Here is a 19,540-nt window from a genome sequence, read left to right as displayed (position 1 = left end):
TTATAAATATACCTTGTCTAGTAATTGTTTTGTTTCATACAAAGGTAGACCGACAATAGCAGAATAGCTGCCATTAATTTTTTTCACAAATTGGCCACCAATACCCTGTATCGCATAACTTCCCGCTTTGTCTTGAGGTTCTCCGGATTGCCAATAAGTTTCAATTTGCTTATCGTCAAGCTCGCAAAACTCTACATCACTTAACACTATAGTCTGTAAAAGTTGTTCTGAGGAATAGATTGCGACTGCCGTCATGACCTGATGAGAACGATTAGACATACTTTTAAGCATGCGCCTTGAATCGCTAAAATCAACTGGTTTACCTAAAATATTTCCATCCACCACAACAATTGTATCGGCACCTAAAACGGGTCTGTCACGATCGCTGTTTGACCAACCTTTTTTAGCTTTTTCGAGCGCTAAGCGCGCGACATATGCTTGTGCATTCTCACCAGAGTGAACAGATTCGTCTATCTCACCATCGACTTGAATGAAATCAACGTTGAGTTGTTTTAATAAAGAATGCCTCCTCGGTGATCGAGAAGCCAGGTAAATTTTTAACGTCATAATTTTACCGAATTTTTAAACGTCTGCGATATTTTCGCAACAGTAAAAACGCCCAGGGCCAAATAAATGTGTTAGTCACTACAGGCCACATAAGTTCAGGCAGGAAATATGCTGTTGTTAAAAAATGCTGGATCCAATAATCGCCTAAATGATAAAAAGCACTCACTAACCCTACAATAAGCGCTTGTTGCCATAAAGAAAAGTTGCGAATTGTTAAATAATTCGCCGAAGCAATATAAGTCACCAGCGCTAGTATCAGAGCATGTGCACCTAATACACTCCCCAACAATATATCCAAGATGAAACCACAAACCCAGGCTGTGCCCACATTAACTCGATGTGGCAGTGCAATAGCCCAATAAAAAAGTACCAGCAGTATCCAGTCAGGCCGGAATGACTCTAGCATTTTAGGCATAGGTGCAATAGCTAAAATTAACGCAAACAATAAGGTTAATGCTATTAATGTGCGGGATCCAATCAAGGGATTAATGCCTCCGCTTCTTCAGCTAAGTTTTTTAAAGCGCCTTTTTTGGGCTGTTTCTCAGCATCTGGTGGCCATAATAATAATAAATATCTGACTCTATCTAATGCCGCAATCGGTCTAGCCTGTATTTGTGCAAAGGGTAAACTTTCGTTACTGACGACACTGGTGACTTCAGCGACTGGATAGCCCTCAGGAAACCGTCGCCCTAACCCCGAACTAATTAACCTGTCTCCCACTTTAATATCTGTTGAATGTGGTACAAAACTTAATTCAATTCGGCTCCATGAGCCTGTACCTATCGCAATACTGCGCACCGCATTACGTTCGACTCGAACAGGGATGGCATGGGTATGGTCACTGATTAACAACACCCTACTTGTCGTCGTTCCAACACTAACGACTTGACCTACGATGCCATTTTCGTCTAATACGGCCTGACCTTCATAAACACCATTTAACGACCCACGATTGAGTACCAATTGATGACTATTCGGGTTACTTTCAACCGACATAACTTCAGTCACCATTTTACGTATATCCTGTCGCAGCGGTGAACCTAATAAGGCCCGCAAACGATCATTTTCACGCTCTAGAAAGCGCATTCTTTGTAAGCGCTCGCTAAGCAATAGATGAGATTCACGCAGACGTGCATTTTCGTCCAATAGATCTGAACGAGACGAGAGGGATTCTGCAGACCAGTCCAATAAACGTTGCGGCAAATTTGCTGCATACATAATCGGACTGACCATAGAATTTAAATAAACCCTGATAGAATCGAAGCCTTGCATTCTATGATCTACGAACATTAAAACGAAAGACAACAAAATTGCAATAATTATTCGGGTTTGTGGTTCTGGCCCATTAGCAAATAACGGCGTCATGCGACTTAATCATACGCAAATAAATCACCACCGTGCATATCGATCATATCGATAGCTTTACCACCACCTCGCGCGACACAGGTTAGCGGATCATCTGCAATCACAACTGGGATGCCAGTTTCTTCCATCAACAAACGATCTAAGTCTCGCAATAAGGCACCACCACCGGTTAACACCATACCGCGCTCACTGATATCGGAAGCGAGTTCTGGAGGAGATTGCTCTAGCGCTACCATGACCGCACTGACAATACCTTGTAAAGGTTCTTGCAAAGCTTCCAAGATTTCATTGCTATTTAAGGTAAAGCTGCGCGGTACACCTTCTGCCACATTGCGACCACGCACTTCTATTTCGCGTACTTCATCGCCAGGATAAGCAGAGCCAATTTCGTGTTTAATCCGCTCAGCAGTTGCCTCACCAATTAAACTACCAAAATTACGACGCACATATGAAATAATCGCTTCATCAAATTTATCACCACCAATACGCACCGATGATGAATAAACAATACCGTTCAATGAAATAATGGCAACCTCTGTGGTGCCCCCACCAATATCAACAACCATTGACCCTGTTGGTTCAGACACTGGCAAATCTGCCCCTATCGCGGCGGCCATAGGTTCTTCAATCAAATAAACCTCACGCGCACCTGCACCCAATGCAGATTCTTTAATCGCTCTTTGCTCTACCTGGGTTGCGCCACAAGGTACACAAATTAAAACGCGCGGACTTGGGCGTAATAAGTTGTTGTTGTGTACTTGTTTAATAAAATACTGCAACATTTTTTCGGTTACATAAAAGTCAGCAATGACACCGTCTTTCATTGGCCGAATGGCTTTAATATTACCTGGCGTACGACCTAACATTTGTTTAGCTGCCGCACCGACTGCTGCAACTGAACGCTGTCCACCCGCTCTTTCCTGACGGATTGCAACAACCGATGGTTCATTTAAAACAATACCTTGATCTTTTACATAGATTAGGGTGTTTGCTGTACCCAAATCGATTGAAAGATCGTTTGAAAATATTCCACGAAGCTTTTTTAAAAACATGGGGAGGGATCCCTTAGCAATACTAGACGGCAAAATTGCGCTAACTTTACCAACGCGGCAAAGAATGGGCAAGTAATGCCTTTGATTTATGTCTTATTTTTTAATCTGCACGGATCACTTTTTTGTTGATCACCTGACTAAATATATTTTTAGGTTGTTCGTTCATCATTTCGTACACTTGTTGATAGGCAAGTACCGCTTTGACATATTCCCGTGTCTCGTGATACGGGATTGTTTCTATCCAGATATCAAGCGGCAATGCTTTGTTTTGCGGCAACCAGCGTAAAACTCGGCTATAACCCGCGTTATAAGAGGCGATAGCCAATGGCACTTGCCCATTCAAGCGTTCCGTTAATTCAGATAAATACTTTGTGCCCATTCTAACATTTGTTTCAGGTTCATATAAACGACGAGTGTTAAAACGACGCCCTTCCAATGTTTTCGCTGTGGCTGGCATAATTTGCATTAATCCCCGAGCCCCGCTGATGAATGCGCATCGGCCATAAATGTACTTTCGCGTCGGCTAATAGCCAATGCCAAGGTGAAATCGATCCCCGCTTGTTTGCTAAATTTTTGATATATAGATTCATATGCTTTGGGGAACCGCAATGCAACTTCGTCGTTTTGTCCGGCTTGTGATATTGCGCGCAATGCCTGATCATGCCAGCGCCATTGGTGTGCTAAATAAGCAGCGTTTGCCAGTTCGGTTTTTGTCAGTGTTTTTTTAAATTGATACCATTCCCTGCGTGCATTTACAAACTGTTCCAATTGCAAAAACTCATATGCCCGGCGAGCTGCAGGGGCTTGGCTGATTTTTTCCTGTATCGCGACGTCTATTTCAACACTTTGATGGTTCAATTGGTATTTATAATCACTACGCGCCGCGGCTAAAAAGCCGTAGTAATGTCGCATGCCGGCAAGCTCTTGCATATTTTGTCGAGCGGTCACTTCTATTCCAAGTTGCTCCTGAGCACGTGCCAGCCAATACCGGTTGATTGCCAAACTTTGCAAGTTTTGGGGCAAAGTTTGAATCAAACTGGCGACTTGGATCCAGTTTTCTTCACGTAAATAGGTGGCTAGATGCCAGTGTACTATCTTTGCATCTTTTAATTGTGCAGGCACACGGGACAGCCAGTGTTTGCTTTCGGCATGACCTTTACTCGCCAAAGCCAAAGCAAAACGATAGCTGAGTTGCCCCAACTGCTCTTCGGTAAAAGGATATTGCAGTGATACTTTATCAAAATGAGATAATGCCACATCCGGATCTCGCCAAATAAGACGCTTCAATCCGTAAAATTGAATGGCGGCATAATCAGCATCCTGACGTGGAAAATATTTATGCTTAGTAATAACTGCGGGGTTACGGCGTACTCTGTGCCATAATTTAGCCCAGCTACGATCTTCCTTTGGTAATAATTTTGTCAAATAAGGGATCAAGGTGTGACTACCACCGTCCGCGGCTTTAATCACACGCTCGCGAATCATCTCATTAGTTCTTAAGCCACTATCTGTCCATTTTTCAAACAATGTGTCACAAGCTTTGGGCTGTGATTTCCCCACAACCCATAATGTTCGGATCTGGTCCGCAATATCTTTTATCCGCGCGCCAATTTTTAATTGAAAACTCAGGTTGTGACAATTCAACTCTGCGTCGCTAGTTGCCTTAAAATCGTTGATAAAGGTTATCGCGTCCCCTTTTTTAGCTAAATATTCTAACCAAGGTCGACGCAGTGGCCATTCTAACGGAGTGCCTTCATAGATATTCAAAAATTCTCTAATTTTTTGTTTGTTAGATAAATATGGATGATTTTTTAGATAAGCCAGCTCGACATACGGAAATAAGGGGTAGTCACCCATTTTTTGACGCCATTTTTGCACTGTCGCATACGACCCTGATTGAGCTTCGCGCAGCGCGTCAACATACCACACCCTTTGCTGTACCAATTGTTCTGATTGTTCAGACATTGCATTGGCCAATGAGCAGAATGAGATAGAAAAAAATAAACAAAAAATAGCGTAGTTTTTGCGCATAAATTATTTTTACTAGCCTATATTTATATGAACACTTTAGAGCCTTTTTTCTCGAACGCAAGATCAAGTTCAAAATCAAACAGACAATTCAAACATCCGTTTGAATTTTTAAAAATTTTGGTTAAACTCTATTCAATTACATTTTATTAACACCCTTCATTTTAACTGCGGGAGCTTTAAATGATATATCAGGGCACCAACCTAACGCTGCAACCACTCGATAACGGGTTAGCCGAGCTTGTTTTAGATGCAGAAGGTTCTGTCAATAAGTTTGACAAAGCAACGCTTGAGTCGTTCCATCATGCCATTGAAGCAGCTAAAACCGCGAAACTCAATGGTTTATTAATTACCAGCCGCAAAGCGGCTTTTATAGTCGGTGCAGATATCACTGAGTTTCTGGAAAAATTTTGCCTACCGGTTTCCGAGCTTGCGGGGTGGTTACGTGAAGCAACCAATATTTTTGACAAATTGGAAGATCTGCCATTTCCAACTGTCAGTGCGATAAATGGCTTTGCGTTAGGTGGTGGCTGTGAAGCTATCTTGGCGACCGATTTTAGAATTGCAGATAACACAGCCAAAATCGGCTTACCCGAAGTGAAACTGGGTATTATGCCTGGTTTCGGCGGTACGGTGAGAATGTCTCGCTTGTTAGGTGCTGACAATGCGATGGAGTTAATTACAACAGGCAAAGAATTAAATGCAGATAAAGCGCTTAAATTAGGACTGGTAGATGCAGTTGTTGAGCCGCAAAGCTTAAGGCGCGCAGGTTTGGATTGTTTACACAAAGCAGTGGCTGGTGATTTTGACTGGCGAGCAAGACGCCAAATAAAACTAGCGCCACTGAAGTTAGACAACACTGAATCAGCGATGAGCTTTTCTTTAGCCAAAGCGATGGTCACCCAACAAGCAGGTCAACATTATCCTGCCCCAATGATGGCTGTTAAAACCATAGAACAAGGTGCTAGTTTACATCGTGACGAGGCAATGCGCATTGAAAATCAAAACTTTGTGCAATTGACACAAACACCTCAAGCGCAAGCGTTAGTCGGCTTATTTTTAGCGGATCAAAAAGTAAAAGCACTGGGTAAGCTACATAGCAAATCCGCCGCTCCCATTTCGCAGGTCGGCGTTTTAGGTGCCGGTATAATGGGTGGTGGCATTGCCTATCAAGCCGCTTACAAAGGCACCGCAGTTGTGTTGAAAGATATTCAACCTAATGCGTTAGATTTAGGTATGGCCGAAGCGGCCAAATTATTACTTAAAGCAAACGAACGTAAAAAAATTGATAATAAACAAGTTACACAGATTTTAACGCGAATTAAACCGACTTTAGAGGATTCAGCGTTACAAGACTGCGATATTATTATTGAAGCGGTTGTCGAAAATAAAAATATAAAAGCGCAGGTTTTACAAAATACAGAAACTCAGGTTAGAAAAAACTGTATATTAGCCAGCAACACCTCCACCATATCGATTACTGAGCTTAGTCAGTCACTTATCGATCCCAGTCGATTTTGCGGCATGCATTTTTTTAACCCTGTCCCTAAAATGCCGCTCGTTGAAGTCATTCGAGGCGCTAAAACCTCTGAAGAAACGATATCGAGTGTTGTCAGTTTTGCTAAACAGATGGGAAAGACGCCAATTGTCGTTAATGATTGCCCAGGTTTTTTTGTGAACCGAGTATTGTTTCCTTATTTGGCAGCCTTTAATCAATTATTAGTTGATGGCGCTGATTTCCAGCAAGTAGATAGAATTATGGAGCGTCAATTCGGTTGGCCGATGGGACCTGCATATTTACTAGATGTGATCGGAATTGATACTGCATTTCATGCACAAGGCGTAATGGCAGAAGGATTTCCAAAGCGCATGCCTATGCCAACACTAAATGTGTTACAAGCTCTGCATCACAACAAGTCATTCGGTCAGAAAAGCGGCACGGGTTTTTATCAATACAGCAAAGATAAAAAGGGAAAACTGCAAAAACAAGCCGCCTCTTTCGTGGATAGTCATCTAGCTGAGTACAATGTACAAAAACAAACTCTAAATGAGCAGGATATTATCGATCGTTTAATGCTGCCGATGATTAATGAATGTGTATTGTGTCTGGAAGAAGGCATTGTAGCCAGTCCTGAAGAAGCAGATATGGCACTTATTTACGGGCTTGGCTTTCCACCATTTAGAGGTGGGGTTTTCCGTATGCTCCAACAAACTGGCTTATCTAAAATTGTAGAGAATGCAAAGCGTTTTGAGCATTTAGGACCTTTGTATCATCTGAGCGAAGACTTTAAAAATAAAGCCGCGCAACAGATAAATTACTTAATTAAATAACGGGGTAGTTAAAATGCAAGAAGTTGTTATCGTTGACGCGATCCGCACCCCAATGGGGCGTTCAAAAGCAGGTGTATTTCGTAATGTCCGTGCTGAAGATTTATCTGCTCATATTATGCAAAGTTTATTAGCCAGAAACCCTGCAGTAGACGCTAATGAAATAGAGGATGTTATATGGGGTTGTGTGATGCAAACATTAGAACAAGGTTTTAATATTGCACGCAATGCCGCCTTGTTAGCCGGTTTACCCAAAAATGTCGCCGCCGTTACCGTTAATCGTTTGTGTGGCTCTTCAATGCAAGCATTGCATGATGCCAGTAGAAGTATTATGACAGGCATGGGTGATGTTTTTCTTATTGGCGGTGTTGAACATATGGGACATATTCCAATGACACATGGTGTTGATTTTCATCCCGGTCTGGCCAAAAATACCGCAAAAGGTGCTGGCTCGATGGGGCTGACCGCTGAAATGCTGGCTCGTGTGCATAATATTAGTCGCCAACGACAAGATGAATTTGCCATGCGCTCACATCAAAGAGCGCATCAAGCGACCATAAACAATGACTTTGCGAGCGAAATTGTTGCACTGAATGGCCATGATGCGGAAGGTCAATTGGTTCGGGTTAAAACCGACGAAGTCATTCGTCCAGAAACCAATTTAGAAGGGTTAGCTAAACTCCGACCGGTATTTGATCCAAAAAATGGTAGTGTTACCGCAGGCAATGCGTCTGCTTTATCTGACGGTGCTGCTGGTTTGTTAGTCATGTCGGCAGAAAAAGCAAAAGTGTTGGGGTTAAAACCTATCGCAAAAGTCAAAAGCATGGCGGTTGCCGGTTGCGACCCCTCAGTGATGGGGTATGGCCCAGTTCCAGCGACACTAAAAGCATTGCAACGAGCCGGTTTAAGCGTATCCGATATTGATTTATTTGAATTAAACGAGGCTTTTGCCGCCCAATCTCTGCCCGTAGTGCAAGATTTAGGCTTGCTGGAACAATTAGATGATAAAGTAAACTTAAATGGCGGTGCAATTGCACTAGGCCACCCTTTGGGATGTTCTGGTGCGCGTATCAGTACAACCTTACTCCATTTAATGCAGCGTAAAGATGCGAGCTTGGGAGTAGCAACTATGTGTATTGGTTTAGGCCAGGGTATTACAACTGTATTTGAGCGCTTAAATTAACACATTCCACTATTGACTTTAGGCCTGTTGTTTAGGCCTAATTTTCTGCAAAAAATGGCGGTTTTGCGAATAGCCCCTCAAAAATTAAACCTGTGGCTTTAATCCCAACTGGTAAAAACTTTGGAATCACATACAATTAAGCAGTATTTAACTAATAACGCTTTAAGCTTTACCTCTCTAATTAAAAAAGGGATACAAAAATGAAATCACAAAGCACATTAAAACTCGCCATCGCTGCTGCTTGTTTAGCAGCGTCAAGCACAGCACACGCCGATATGATCTTAGGTTTATACGCTGGCGCGCAGTATTGGAATATTGAACCTGAAGGCCAATTTGGCACAGAACAGGACGATCAAGAAACCTTTAATTTTGATTCAACCGCCAATGCCTCTTTTTACGCTGCTTTAGAGCATCCGATTCCATTAGTACCTAACTTAAAGGTCCGCCACAACCAAATGGATGGATTATCCGGTAATGGTACAGTTGACGGGACTTTTACCTTTGGTGGCGAAACTTACCAAAGTAGTACAGACGTTATGGTTGATGCCGATCTAACCAACACAGATTACACCTTATATTATGAAATTTTTGATAATGGGTTAGTCAGTTTTGATTTTGGTGTCAATGTAAAACATATTGATGCCATCATTAATGCAGAAGGGAACACTCAAAGTGGTACAGGCAATAATCGAGAAACCGCGACAGAAGAATTTAGCGGTTATGTGCCTATGGGTTATGTCGCAGCAGCCATTGGTTTGCCGCTAACAGGATTGTCTGTGTATGGTGATTTTAGCTTATTGGCAATTGGCGATCATAGCTTAAGCGATTATCAGGTGGGTGTTGCATATGAGTTTATAGATAATCTAGCCGTTGATATGAGTGTACAAGCAGGTTACAGAAGTTTTGCACTAGAATTAGATGATTTGGAAGGTATCTATACTGATTTAGACTTTGCTGGGTTTTATGCAGGTTTAGAAGTTCACTTCTAAGATAAGCATTTTCTTGTTAATGCACCCGAATCACCCCGTTTAAACAATAAAACCGCTCTCTGAGCGGTTTTTTTATTCTCTACTGAAGGATAAAGATTACGACTAAGGGTATTTACGCTGAACAACAGCGGCTAAGGTGTAGCCGGAATATTGATTTCTGTGCTTTGCCACTGCGCACTTTCTAAAGCATCTGAATCTATCGCTTTGATGCGATAACAGTATTTGGTTCCAGCGGTTACATCCGTATCGCTTGTCTTTGTTTGACTGGCTGTTAAAGTGGCCAAATCACGCCAGGACGAACAACTGGCCGAGGCTTTTTCCACTTCATACATTTGGATATCGGATTCACTATTGGCGGGCCAGCGGATATCGACAGCTCCATTTTGATAACTGGCTTCTAAAGTTGCAACAACCGCGGGCACAGGTTTAGTTGTCGCTTTAATAATTGGAGAACGACCACCTTCTGCATTAAATCGATTATAGGCGGTAATTGCATATTGATATTCAGTGCCATCTGACAATTTATTAAACAGTGAACCATCATCTGTATATTCAACTATGTTTCTATCTTTAATGGTTTTTAATCGCTCCATCCGACCTTTATCATTCATTTTATATAAATAGTATCCAGCTACATCAGCATCATTAATCTTTTCCCAGCGTAAAACCACAGTTTTCACCAAGCCAGATTGCACGGTGAAATTTTTAGGCGGTTGTGGAACTGCTTTTGTTTTCGCTGTCACAGGCTCTGATGCAGGAGTTTCTAATTCACCATCGAGTGCAGAGATCTGATATTGGTAGCGACGACCATCTTCTAGTTTATATTCATCGGTATAACGACTTGTGCTGGCTGATTCAATCACTGCCAATTTGCTCCAATCGGCATCCCCCTCTTCTTTACGATAGATTTTATAGCCAGTGATATTATTTTGCGGGTGCCAACTTAACTCAATTTTTCTAAGTAAATTCTCTTTGCTGACTTTTAACACTAGTTTGGCAGGATTGATGACCGGATTAGAAACGATAGGAGAGCTCATTAACCCACTATTATCCTCAGCTATCAATTGATAGGTAGTGGCAGCATAAGGTTTAAGATCAGCGTCAATATATTGTGTTTCATTAGCCGGTAGAACTCGTATAAGCACCCAGCTTTGGTTATTCCATTTTCGTGACAAATGAAACTGTTTAATATCTGCACTTGCTGGTGCTGGCCAGTTAACTTGAATTTGCGTGCTGCTCACCTGAACTTGTATCTCTCCTACACTCTTAGGCAGCGCTTTGGTTGTTGCACTGGCAACATAACTTAAGTTGCCGCGTGCGCCAAATTTATTCATCGCAGCGATGGCATAATGGTATTGAGTACCATCTAACAGGGGTGCTTCTTGGCTACCTTGGTCTAGAAAAGATTGGGTCTCAACACCTTTAATTTCATGAACCAGCGTTAACTGATCGCCCTCTTGAAAGCCGTTACCATCATCTTTCATGCGATACAATTTATAACCTGCTATATCTAGATCAGCTAAAGCTTGCCAATTTAGTTGTACGGCCTTAACTAAACCACTTTGGGCCGTAAAATTTTGTGGTGTTGCCGGTAACGCTTTAGTACGCGCGGTGACAATATTCGATGGATCGGTCTCTTTACCATTGTTTACTAAACTAACGTAATACTCATATTGAGTGCCATCTAATAAGCCTTTTCTGTCGATAAAACGGCGAACGTTTGCTTGTTTAATATCGGCAATGCGCTGCCATATGGTCGTGCCGGCAACGCGCCGGTAAATATAAAATCCGCCATTCGCATTTTCGACAACCCAAGCCAGCTCGATTTCTCTGAGTTGATTATCTTGCCCTACACTAAGCACTGGGGTACCGGGTGAAATGACGACCTCTGTACCACTGAGGGTACTTTCATTATTTTTCGTCACGGCAGAAACAGCATAGCTATAACTGACACCATCTTCGATATTGGATTTATCAAAATATTGATAAGATAATTTGGGTTCGCCAGAAGTTAAACGGATACTACCGACATGTAACCAGTGACCACCATCTTGTCGTTTACGGTAAATCTTATAACTATAGACATTGTGGCCACGACTGCGATTGTCTAGATTAGGTACAAAGGTGATTTTAGACTGTTTAACCCCAGTTTCAACGGATAAAATAGTGGGTGATAAGGGTCTGTTTTTTAAACTTTCATCGACATAAATGACAGTTTGCATATTAGAATCTTCTGTTTGCAAACCGTTTGACGCATCAACCAAACCTATTTTATAAAAATACTGTTTTTTGTTTTCAACTTGCGAATCTAAATAATGAGTGTCTGCCAATGCAGCGATTTGTGTAAACGGCCCCACTGACGTTTCTGCACGATATATATTGTATTTGTTGTAAGCGCCTGACGCGATAGGTTGCCAGCTTAAACTAATACCTTTGTTGTTTGAGGTGGCCGTAAATGCAGCTAACAGATTAAACTGCTCTGCACTTTGCGCATCTGCTTGTTTTGCAGCCGTCTGTGCTTCCACTTTCGCGTCCACTAAACTTTGCGCCATGGCTTTAACTAATCCGTTCGCCAGTGCGGCTCCCTTTTCATTAATATCATTGCGGCCACTAAAATTAATATTCCAATTTTTGGCCAATCTTTCGTGTACTATATCCAGCATTTTTATGGTGGTCGCAATGCCATTTTCCGACATTTGAACTTCACCATATATAATAAACTCAACGCCTAATGCCTTGCCTACTTTCAACACTTCAGCGTCTGAGTTACCCATTGCAATGCCCTGACGAAACAATTCAGATTCCATGTCCCGACGTGACATCATTTGCACTTCTTCCCGCCTGTCTAAATTTGAGCGCAAAGAAAATTGAATATCACCATCAAAACCTATTGAATCTATATCAAGCGGTTTGAGGTTAAGGAGCGCGGTATTGTATGCCGCATTCAGCGGCAGCAACCAGCAACACAAAACCAACAGCAAAACGCTTTTAAATTGTTTCATCATAACTCATTCGCTTAGAACTTATAGTTCTGGAAGACCTTTTCAATATATTGTTCTGATTTGGCCGATATAGGTGAATTAACCGATTTTAACTTTTCATCAAATATAGCATCCGTAAACCGCTCTACAGCCGGCAACATTTCCTGACGGCGATTTAATAGCTCTTCTCCGCGTTGGAAATATTCTTTCTCAAGATTCATCAACGGTTTAAGCACTTCACGCGCGAGTTGATCTACAACATCAGAAGTCATTGATTGTAAAATCTCAGTATCCGTCGGTACTTCCATAGGATCAAACTGAATTCCCGCATCTGCAATACCCGCATTTGCACTGTCTTCTGCTACTTGCTTACGCTCAAGCGTTTCTACACTGGTATTGACACCCGTTGCAACATCAACAATACGGTAGGAGATTTGAATAAAGCCGACTTTTTTCTTGTTTTGCACTTCATAATCTTTAACGGCAAATTTAGGCACTTTGATTTTAGCCACAGGTGCATTTCTCAAGTCTTCTTTGCTTGGTTTAGGATTACGTGTTTTCCAGTTCAGGTATTCAATATTATCTTCAATCACTTCACCAATTTGATAGCGTGCAGTTTTATTCGAGGTGGATGAATTTTCATCGACTTTAAATAATAATACGCTTCCCATAATGGCTATGTCGATACCATAAATACGGCCCATTTCTTTAGCTGTATTTTCTGATACGACACCAATTTGCCCCAATTTCATTTCTTCTAGGATTGATTTTAAGTTTTCACGTTCAAGAATATTGATATCTTTCGATGCATTATTGAATAAATAAGAGATTAGATTGTTAGCAATCATAATACCGGCATCATCATTATTCGATGGACTGCGAAAATCAAATACCGCAATTGATTTACGAACACGAGTATAGATAGCGTCTTCAACCGCCTGTTTTTTACTGAACAAGCCTTCATACATAGGATTAACTTGTTGTAGTTTGTTATACCAGTAATAGGCTGCGCCGTATTGGTCATCGTCCAAAAAGTCTTCGATTTCTTGTGCTATTTTTGCAGATAAAAATGCCTGCAGTGCCTTTTGCTGAACAGTGTTATCTGCAAACGAATATTCTTGCGCCTGTGTATAACTGTCCACGGCTTTATATAAATAACCGTCAGCGATATAAGCATTACTTTGATTGATTAATTTAAGCTCTTTATTGACTCGAACACGCTTAAGCTTGGCCACTAACTCTGAATCGAATTGATCAAATTCTAACGCTTTCAGATAGTAATCTTCTGCTGCCATCCAGTCATTATCCACTTCAGCTTTGGCTGCTTTTTTCAGATAATATTCTTTATTATTATTTTGTTCAGCCAACTTTAAAAGGTTGTTTGCTTGATTCAAAGCAGGATTGAGTTCCAATGCCCCTTTAAGGTGTGCTATCGCTTTTGCAATATTGTCATTTTTTAACTCGAACGTCCCTTGCTCAAGCAATTGAGCTGCGCCTTCACTGCGTGCACGTGTTAATAGTTGCATGGTTTGTTCATAGTTAGGATAAATATTCTGTACGTCTTTTAAAACCGCATTGGCCTTAAGCCACTCTTTATCCATCGCATGATCTAACCCCTGCTGATATTTTGCAGAAACTAAACTTAAAAAATCAGCTTTAACACTTTCTAACTGATTAGCTAAACCGTTTGCTTTGCCTGAATTATATTTTTTAACTTCGTTAATTTTTTCTTCTGCTGCATCTAAATTGGCAATTGTTAACGGCATCGCATTAAGGTTTTCATTAACCTCTTCTGATAATTTATTTACTAGCTTATTTGTCAGATCGCGCAACTTGTTTTTATATTGCGAATTGTCTGGCTCTTTTTTTAATGCCTGTTCGATGTATTGGATCGCTTGCTGGTACTTTTGTGCTTGGCTAAGTTGCACACCAATATCATACTCTGGTTTTCCGCTAGCCCCACATCCAGCTAGTAAGATTGCTGATAGGATAAGCGCAGCTTTGGTTTTCATGTTCGCTCCTGGAATTTATTGAATTTTTATCGTTAGTTGATTGCCAGCAAGGCGCTGAACTTTTGACGAAAAATGTCGTTGCGAAAAAACACTTGAATGCAATTCGTCAACAAATTGCTCTGGCCAGCCTCTGTAATTCAATTGAAATTCAGCTAACCCCTTGTCGTAACTGACAAGCTCAATGCTTTTTACACCTGCTAATGTTTGTTTGATAGCTTGAACCACATCTTTTGCTTGTTGATGCGACTCTAAATCTTCGATAAACAGCCCCATACTGCGCGCTGCATACTGCTCATTAACCCAAGCTTGGGTTAATTCTTTGCGTAGTTCCTGCCAAATAGTTTTAACGATTTTTTTAGCCGCTTTACGACTACTGCGGCTACTGCTCGCGCCCGGAAGTGTCTTTGCTCCGGATGCTGTCGCTAATATTTTTTGATCATCTGCACGAGTCAATCGGGCATTAATCGCTAATGCATTAGAGGTTAACTTCATGCCTTGATATTCTGATTCGTCTTGCTGTTTGGCAACGTTCAAGTGAATCACAAAGCCACCGCGCAACTTGGTATCCGGCGCTAAATCATAAACGGGGAATTTGTCGTCTTGTAAGTTATCTATCAAGTAGCTACGAACTTGCTCTGCGCTGATTGAATCCTTTTCTACACTAAAATCGTCGATTATTACGGTAATTCTTGGTTTTTTCTGCCATTTTAGTGCTTTTTGAAAACTGTCTACTTGTTGAATCAAACCATCGACATCGGCTTCTGCTTGTATCGTGACTTGATACAAATTATCTTCAGTTTTACCTTCTTCAAGAATTTGAAATGACTTCAATCGACCACTGGCACTGGTGAAAACCTGATCGCTTACCATTTGAAAGTTTTCAACTAAGGTACGTGATTCAATAATAGTGCCGACAGCTTGCTCTATTGCAGCGCGTTTAGCGTTGGCTAAAGCTACCTTATAGGCTTGTGCCATTTTTCCATCCTGAATGTCGCTAACCCCTTTAGCAACAACAACTTTTCCAGCATATGCGGGTATCGAGGTGTGAAACAGGAGAGTTAAAATAAACAGGTTAAAATATTTTCTTATCGTTTGAATACGCATCCTGTTACCTCATTCCGATTCAATTTTAACGTTATTTGAGTATAGTTTATCATCATACGGGTGAATAGGTAGCTGTATGATATGGTTTTTTTCACCATTGCCACCTAGCAACCAATGTGAATCCAAACTATGTATAAGCTTACGCGAAGCAACCAAAGTTGCATCCAACTGATAAATAAGCGCTGGTAGCTGTTCCACACTTTGTCCGAATTGTTGCAAAGTATCTGTCCCCTGCTTAGCCGTTTCCTGAAAACTGTCTAAAGCTTCGATTGCTGGGGTTTGCAAAGCGAGTGTCGTATGCTGCAATTGCTTGCTCAGCGTCTCAATGCTTTCTAAGCTCTTGTTAGCGAGCTGAACTGTCTGCGGCAACTGCTGCGCGGTTGTTAATAAACTTGCTGTCAGCGCGTTCACTTGCTTCATGCTAGCCGCGATGTTTTGTTGATTGTCTTCTATGGTTTGGCTGACCTCGGCTAAACTTTCAACAATACTGACTAATTGCTGAGCAAGTTTTTCAACTTCCCATTTTTTAACCAAATCCTGAAAGGAGTACGGCTCTTCAACAGAAATATAACTCTGACTTGCCAATAGAGGGTTGTGCTCTGGCGAAGGTAGAAAAACCAAGCCACTGCCGCTAATCACCGTATTTAAGCCCAATTGAGAGTCAATTTTTATCACACTGCCCTGACGGTAAAACGCTTTATATTTTTCGTCTAGATTCATATATATTTCAACATGTGCATCATCAGTCAGGCGTATCCTGTCAACGTGACCAATTAGTACGCCAGACAATGTGATAGAAGAATTTAATTCTATTCCGTAAGTTTGTGTTAGTTTGGCCTTTAACTGGTATTGATCACTTTGTGAAGATGAAACCAGCTGGCTGACATAAATTGCATAAATTAACAGCGCGACAGCAATCACAATCACAAGCCCCAGCACTCTATCTTGCAGACTACTTTCAAATGCTTTGGGTTTTACAAAACTCATTTATTTATTCCGCTTTTATTTGTCGGTTTTCAATATAATAGACTTGGTCCGCGAAAGCTGTTTCGTCACCGGCCGTGGTCGTCATTAGAACACTTGCATTTGTCTTAGCACAATACTCTTCTAGGACCTGGATCACGTTACTACGCATCCCCGGAGACATACCTGATTGTAGCTCATCGGCTAAAATTACGCGCGGCCTAATAACTAAAGCTCGGACCAGATTAATCAATCGGGTTTGCACATCATTTAATTCATATGGTTCATAATCCAGCAGATTTAACACGCCTAAATCACTCGCTGCCGATAAAATTCGCTGGTGAATTATTTTGTTGGGCAAACTGCGATGATAACGCAGTGGCAGTGCAATATTATTATAGACAGAAAAAAGGCTGACCAAGCCACCAACCTCATAACAGTAAGTGATGTGTTTGAAGCGTTGATCATCTGACATATTCTGCAGATCTTGATTTTCAATCAACACTTGCCCTTGCTGATATGGCACTATACCGGCACATGCTTTTAGAAAACTGGTTCCACCATCCAACACACCAGTTGACAGACAAATCATTTTACCGCGCTCTAACTTTAACGCGGCATTTTCAAACAACACCAAATCACCAAATGCCAAATAAAAATTATCAACTTTTAGATTCATAATTGATAGGCCAGTAAACTTAAGCCGACATTAAGTGTAAAAAACGCGATTAATTGTGCTGTCGTTGAGCTGGATATAGCCCGACTGATATCGGTAAACCGCCCTCCGACTTTACCACTAAAATGTAAACTGATAAGGCCAATCAGGCTGCCTCCGATAAGCGCTTTACACAGGGTAATGATGACTTCAAGCATGGTAATTTTAGATAAAATAGCAGATAGGAAAAAGGTAAAAGATAATGTTGGATCATCCAGCAAAATAACAAAATAAGCAGACAAAATACTCACTGCATTAAAAAAGATGAACATTAAAAGTAAAGATAAAGGAAACGCAAAAAAAACCGGGAGCAAAAAAATAAATATCGGGCTCATTTTTTGTGCTTGCAGCACTTCAAACTCGTTATAAAGTTTTAAATGCCCAATTTCAGCCGTTATCGCAGTAGCTGAGCGAGCAATTAATATAATACCTGAAATCAAAGGCCCTAATTCCCGAATAACCACTATGACAAAAAAGTTAGCATAAAACTCAGCCATGCTTTTACCTGGCGGCAATAATGCGAACAACCGAGCCATCATTAATGAACCAATAATGATGGCAATTGCGGTATTAATACCAATTGCCCGTACACCTGTATTAAACAGCTGGCGTTTAAATAAGAAAAAAAATATCGCTCGTCTTGCAGGGTGTGTCAGGTGCTTTATTTCTTTTATAGTGAGCGTGAGTAACCCAGTTATATCACCCATATAAGTGAAAAATGATCGCGTATAGTGACCAACCAAGCCAATCATGATGAAGCTCTTTGTGCTTGCCAGTTTTGTATTTTGATCGCAAGCTGAGGAAAGTTAATTTTGGCACTGCGCAAAGCCAGTAAACTATAGTGCTTACTTTTACCCTGCTCTTTTTTTATATGATACACCTTGGCGAGTGCGAACAATGTATCGACAATACCGCGCTTGTCAGCCGCCAAGCGATAGTATTTCAGTGCATCATGCAAATATTGCGTTTGCTTATAGTGCCATCCTAGCTGAAAGTTTAAATATGCTAAATCTGCGTAATGATCTTTGGGTATATGCTTCAATAAAGCTTGCGCTTTATCAAGCTCGCCTTGATAAGCATAAGCCAGTGCCTGAAGCCGCTCTGATGCTGGATTGTCAATAATTTGCTGCAATAATTCAGCTTGCTCTGTTAGACGATACAGTAATAGCTGGCAACTTTGCTGTCCTTCAAGTAACTCAGTGGATTGATTTAAATGAATACAGTCTTGCAAGCTGGCTCTTGCTTGCTTTTGCAATCCATGCACCATATATTGATTTGCGAGTAGTAAGTCAGCTTTCCAAAGATAATCAACATCTGCAAAACTCACTAAAATGTCTCTAAGGTTCTGCACTAACTGCATGTTGTTTGTTGAACTATGCTGCAGTTCAACTACCTGTGCTCGTGCATCTTGCAATACAGGTGACACTGGCTGACTTGAGCTTGCACAGGCGATAAGCAAACTACTGCCAAACAGCAAAATGAAAACTCGCGCTTTGTTGACGTTAGCCTTCCAGCTCCATACGTTTTGCATCACTTTTTAACATCCGAATAAAAGTATCTAAATGGTCTGGCCGGTTGACGTATTCTTCTAATATGGCTATCGACTCATCCAAAGATTTGTGCCTGAGCATAAAAGCCATACTCTCACGCAGCGGTTTAAGCTCATTTGAAGCTAATTGTATTTCGAGTAAATCGGCAAAATCATCAAAGTCATTGGCTAAGAATAATTTTTTACTATGTCGTCTAAAGCGCCAGCGTCCAATTCTTGCACCTATGGTGTTTAATGTTGTGCCCAGCCAAATACCAATAACCAGTACAATAAAGTCGCCTACTTTATCACGCGCAACCGACTTCCATTCTTGAGAGAGTACACTTTCTGATAACTCAGATGTCGTTCGTATCTCTTCAATGTATTTTTTTGCAACTGTGTTTAAAGGGTTTAAGTTAAGCGCCTGCATAAACATCGCTTCGGCCGGTTCAAATTGTTTAGCCTGATACAGAGCTTCACCTCTTAATGCATATATCATATCGTTTTTTGGATATAATCTGAGCGCTAGTGAAGTGAGCTTGTCTGCACTATCGAATTCGCCCGCCTCGATAAATTTTTGCGCCTGCACGACAACGCGCTTTTCAGACTTCAAGTATTTATCTAAATTTTCAGCTTGATACAAAGAGCCTGTATTGGCTGCATTCACAACACCAACGCTGCACAATGATAGCAAGACCCAAAACGTTGAAAATACCCTAACCATA

Annotated in this window: 17 protein-coding genes; 3 read left to right on the top strand and 14 right to left on the bottom strand. The window is 41.2% G+C overall.

Going from position 1 to position 19,540, the window contains the following annotated elements; translation table 11 throughout:
- The 6 genes from FNT16_RS10100 to FNT16_RS10080 form a co-directional block, all read right to left on the bottom strand.
- A complete protein-coding gene (locus tag FNT16_RS10100; protein ID WP_143871471.1) occupies positions 1-567 on the bottom strand; it encodes a Maf family protein in 567 nt (188 codons plus the stop codon).
- Positions 568-571: 4 nt separating this feature from the next.
- Positions 572-1,048: a rod shape-determining protein MreD gene (gene mreD, locus FNT16_RS10095; RefSeq protein ID WP_143871470.1), complete on the bottom strand. Its 477-nt coding sequence runs from the start codon at positions 1,046-1,048 to the stop codon at positions 572-574.
- Positions 1,045-1,932: a rod shape-determining protein MreC gene (gene mreC / locus FNT16_RS10090; RefSeq protein ID WP_143871469.1), complete on the bottom strand. Its 888-nt coding sequence runs from the start codon at positions 1,930-1,932 to the stop codon at positions 1,045-1,047. Before mreC ends, mreD begins: the two co-directional genes overlap by 4 nt.
- A 5-nt stretch (positions 1,933-1,937) precedes the next feature.
- Complete coding sequence (locus tag FNT16_RS10085; RefSeq protein WP_143871468.1) at positions 1,938-2,984, bottom strand: rod shape-determining protein; 1,047 nt, start codon at positions 2,982-2,984, stop codon at positions 1,938-1,940.
- Between the two features lie 100 nt (positions 2,985-3,084).
- Entirely contained in the window at positions 3,085-3,450 is a 366-nt protein-coding gene (locus FNT16_RS20815) for a lytic transglycosylase domain-containing protein (RefSeq protein ID WP_246072194.1), read from the bottom strand.
- A complete protein-coding gene (locus FNT16_RS10080; protein WP_246072193.1) occupies positions 3,450-4,949 on the bottom strand; it encodes a lytic murein transglycosylase in 1,500 nt (499 codons plus the stop codon). The genes FNT16_RS20815 and FNT16_RS10080 overlap by 1 nt, the downstream gene beginning before the upstream one ends.
- A gap of 246 nt (positions 4,950-5,195) precedes the next feature.
- Between FNT16_RS10080 and fadB the strand changes: the two genes are divergently transcribed.
- The 3 genes from fadB (at position 5,196) to FNT16_RS10065 (ending at position 9,512) form a co-directional block, all read left to right on the top strand.
- Positions 5,196-7,343 (top strand): fatty acid oxidation complex subunit alpha FadB, encoded by a 2,148-nt coding sequence (gene fadB / locus FNT16_RS10075; RefSeq protein WP_143871467.1) that lies wholly within the window; start codon positions 5,196-5,198, stop codon positions 7,341-7,343.
- 13 nt (positions 7,344-7,356) lie between these two features.
- Entirely contained in the window at positions 7,357-8,523 is a 1,167-nt protein-coding gene (fadA, locus tag FNT16_RS10070; RefSeq protein ID WP_143871466.1) for an acetyl-CoA C-acyltransferase FadA, read from the top strand.
- A gap of 200 nt (positions 8,524-8,723) precedes the next feature.
- The gene (locus FNT16_RS10065; RefSeq protein ID WP_143871465.1) at positions 8,724-9,512 is read left to right on the top strand and encodes a TIGR04219 family outer membrane beta-barrel protein; all 789 of its coding nucleotides are present in this window, start codon (positions 8,724-8,726) and stop codon (positions 9,510-9,512) included.
- A gap of 131 nt (positions 9,513-9,643) precedes the next feature.
- Here the strand turns inward: FNT16_RS10065 and FNT16_RS10060 are convergent, their stop codons facing one another.
- From FNT16_RS10060 to FNT16_RS10025, 8 genes are read right to left on the bottom strand one after another with little or no spacing between them, the layout of a single operon-like run.
- A complete protein-coding gene (locus tag FNT16_RS10060) occupies positions 9,644-12,517 on the bottom strand; it encodes a fibronectin type III domain-containing protein (RefSeq protein WP_143871464.1) in 2,874 nt (957 codons plus the stop codon).
- 11 nt (positions 12,518-12,528) lie between these two features.
- Positions 12,529-14,505, bottom strand: coding sequence for a CsgG/HfaB family protein (locus FNT16_RS10055; RefSeq protein ID WP_143871463.1), 1,977 nt, complete (start codon positions 14,503-14,505; stop codon positions 12,529-12,531).
- Between the two features lie 15 nt (positions 14,506-14,520).
- A complete protein-coding gene (locus FNT16_RS10050) occupies positions 14,521-15,609 on the bottom strand; it encodes a hypothetical protein (RefSeq protein ID WP_143871462.1) in 1,089 nt (362 codons plus the stop codon).
- 9 nt (positions 15,610-15,618) lie between these two features.
- Entirely contained in the window at positions 15,619-16,596 is a 978-nt protein-coding gene (locus FNT16_RS10045; protein ID WP_143871461.1) for an MlaD family protein, read from the bottom strand.
- Positions 16,597-16,600: 4 nt separating this feature from the next.
- Positions 16,601-17,251: an ATP-binding cassette domain-containing protein gene (locus tag FNT16_RS10040; RefSeq protein ID WP_143871460.1), complete on the bottom strand. Its 651-nt coding sequence runs from the start codon at positions 17,249-17,251 to the stop codon at positions 16,601-16,603.
- Entirely contained in the window at positions 17,248-18,039 is a 792-nt protein-coding gene (locus FNT16_RS10035) for an MlaE family ABC transporter permease (RefSeq protein ID WP_143871459.1), read from the bottom strand. The genes FNT16_RS10040 and FNT16_RS10035 overlap by 4 nt, the downstream gene beginning before the upstream one ends.
- The gene (locus FNT16_RS10030; RefSeq protein WP_185976566.1) at positions 18,036-18,818 is read right to left on the bottom strand and encodes a hypothetical protein; all 783 of its coding nucleotides are present in this window, start codon (positions 18,816-18,818) and stop codon (positions 18,036-18,038) included. The genes FNT16_RS10035 and FNT16_RS10030 overlap by 4 nt, the downstream gene beginning before the upstream one ends.
- Entirely contained in the window at positions 18,790-19,539 is a 750-nt protein-coding gene (locus tag FNT16_RS10025) for a tetratricopeptide repeat protein (protein ID WP_143871457.1), read from the bottom strand. The genes FNT16_RS10030 and FNT16_RS10025 overlap by 29 nt, the downstream gene beginning before the upstream one ends.
- Position 19,540: the final 1 nt, after the last annotated feature.

The organism is Catenovulum sediminis (assembly GCF_007289895.1).
Classification (GTDB): domain Bacteria; phylum Pseudomonadota; class Gammaproteobacteria; order Enterobacterales; family Alteromonadaceae; genus Catenovulum; species Catenovulum sediminis.
This window is presented reverse-complemented; position numbering and strand designations above follow the sequence as displayed.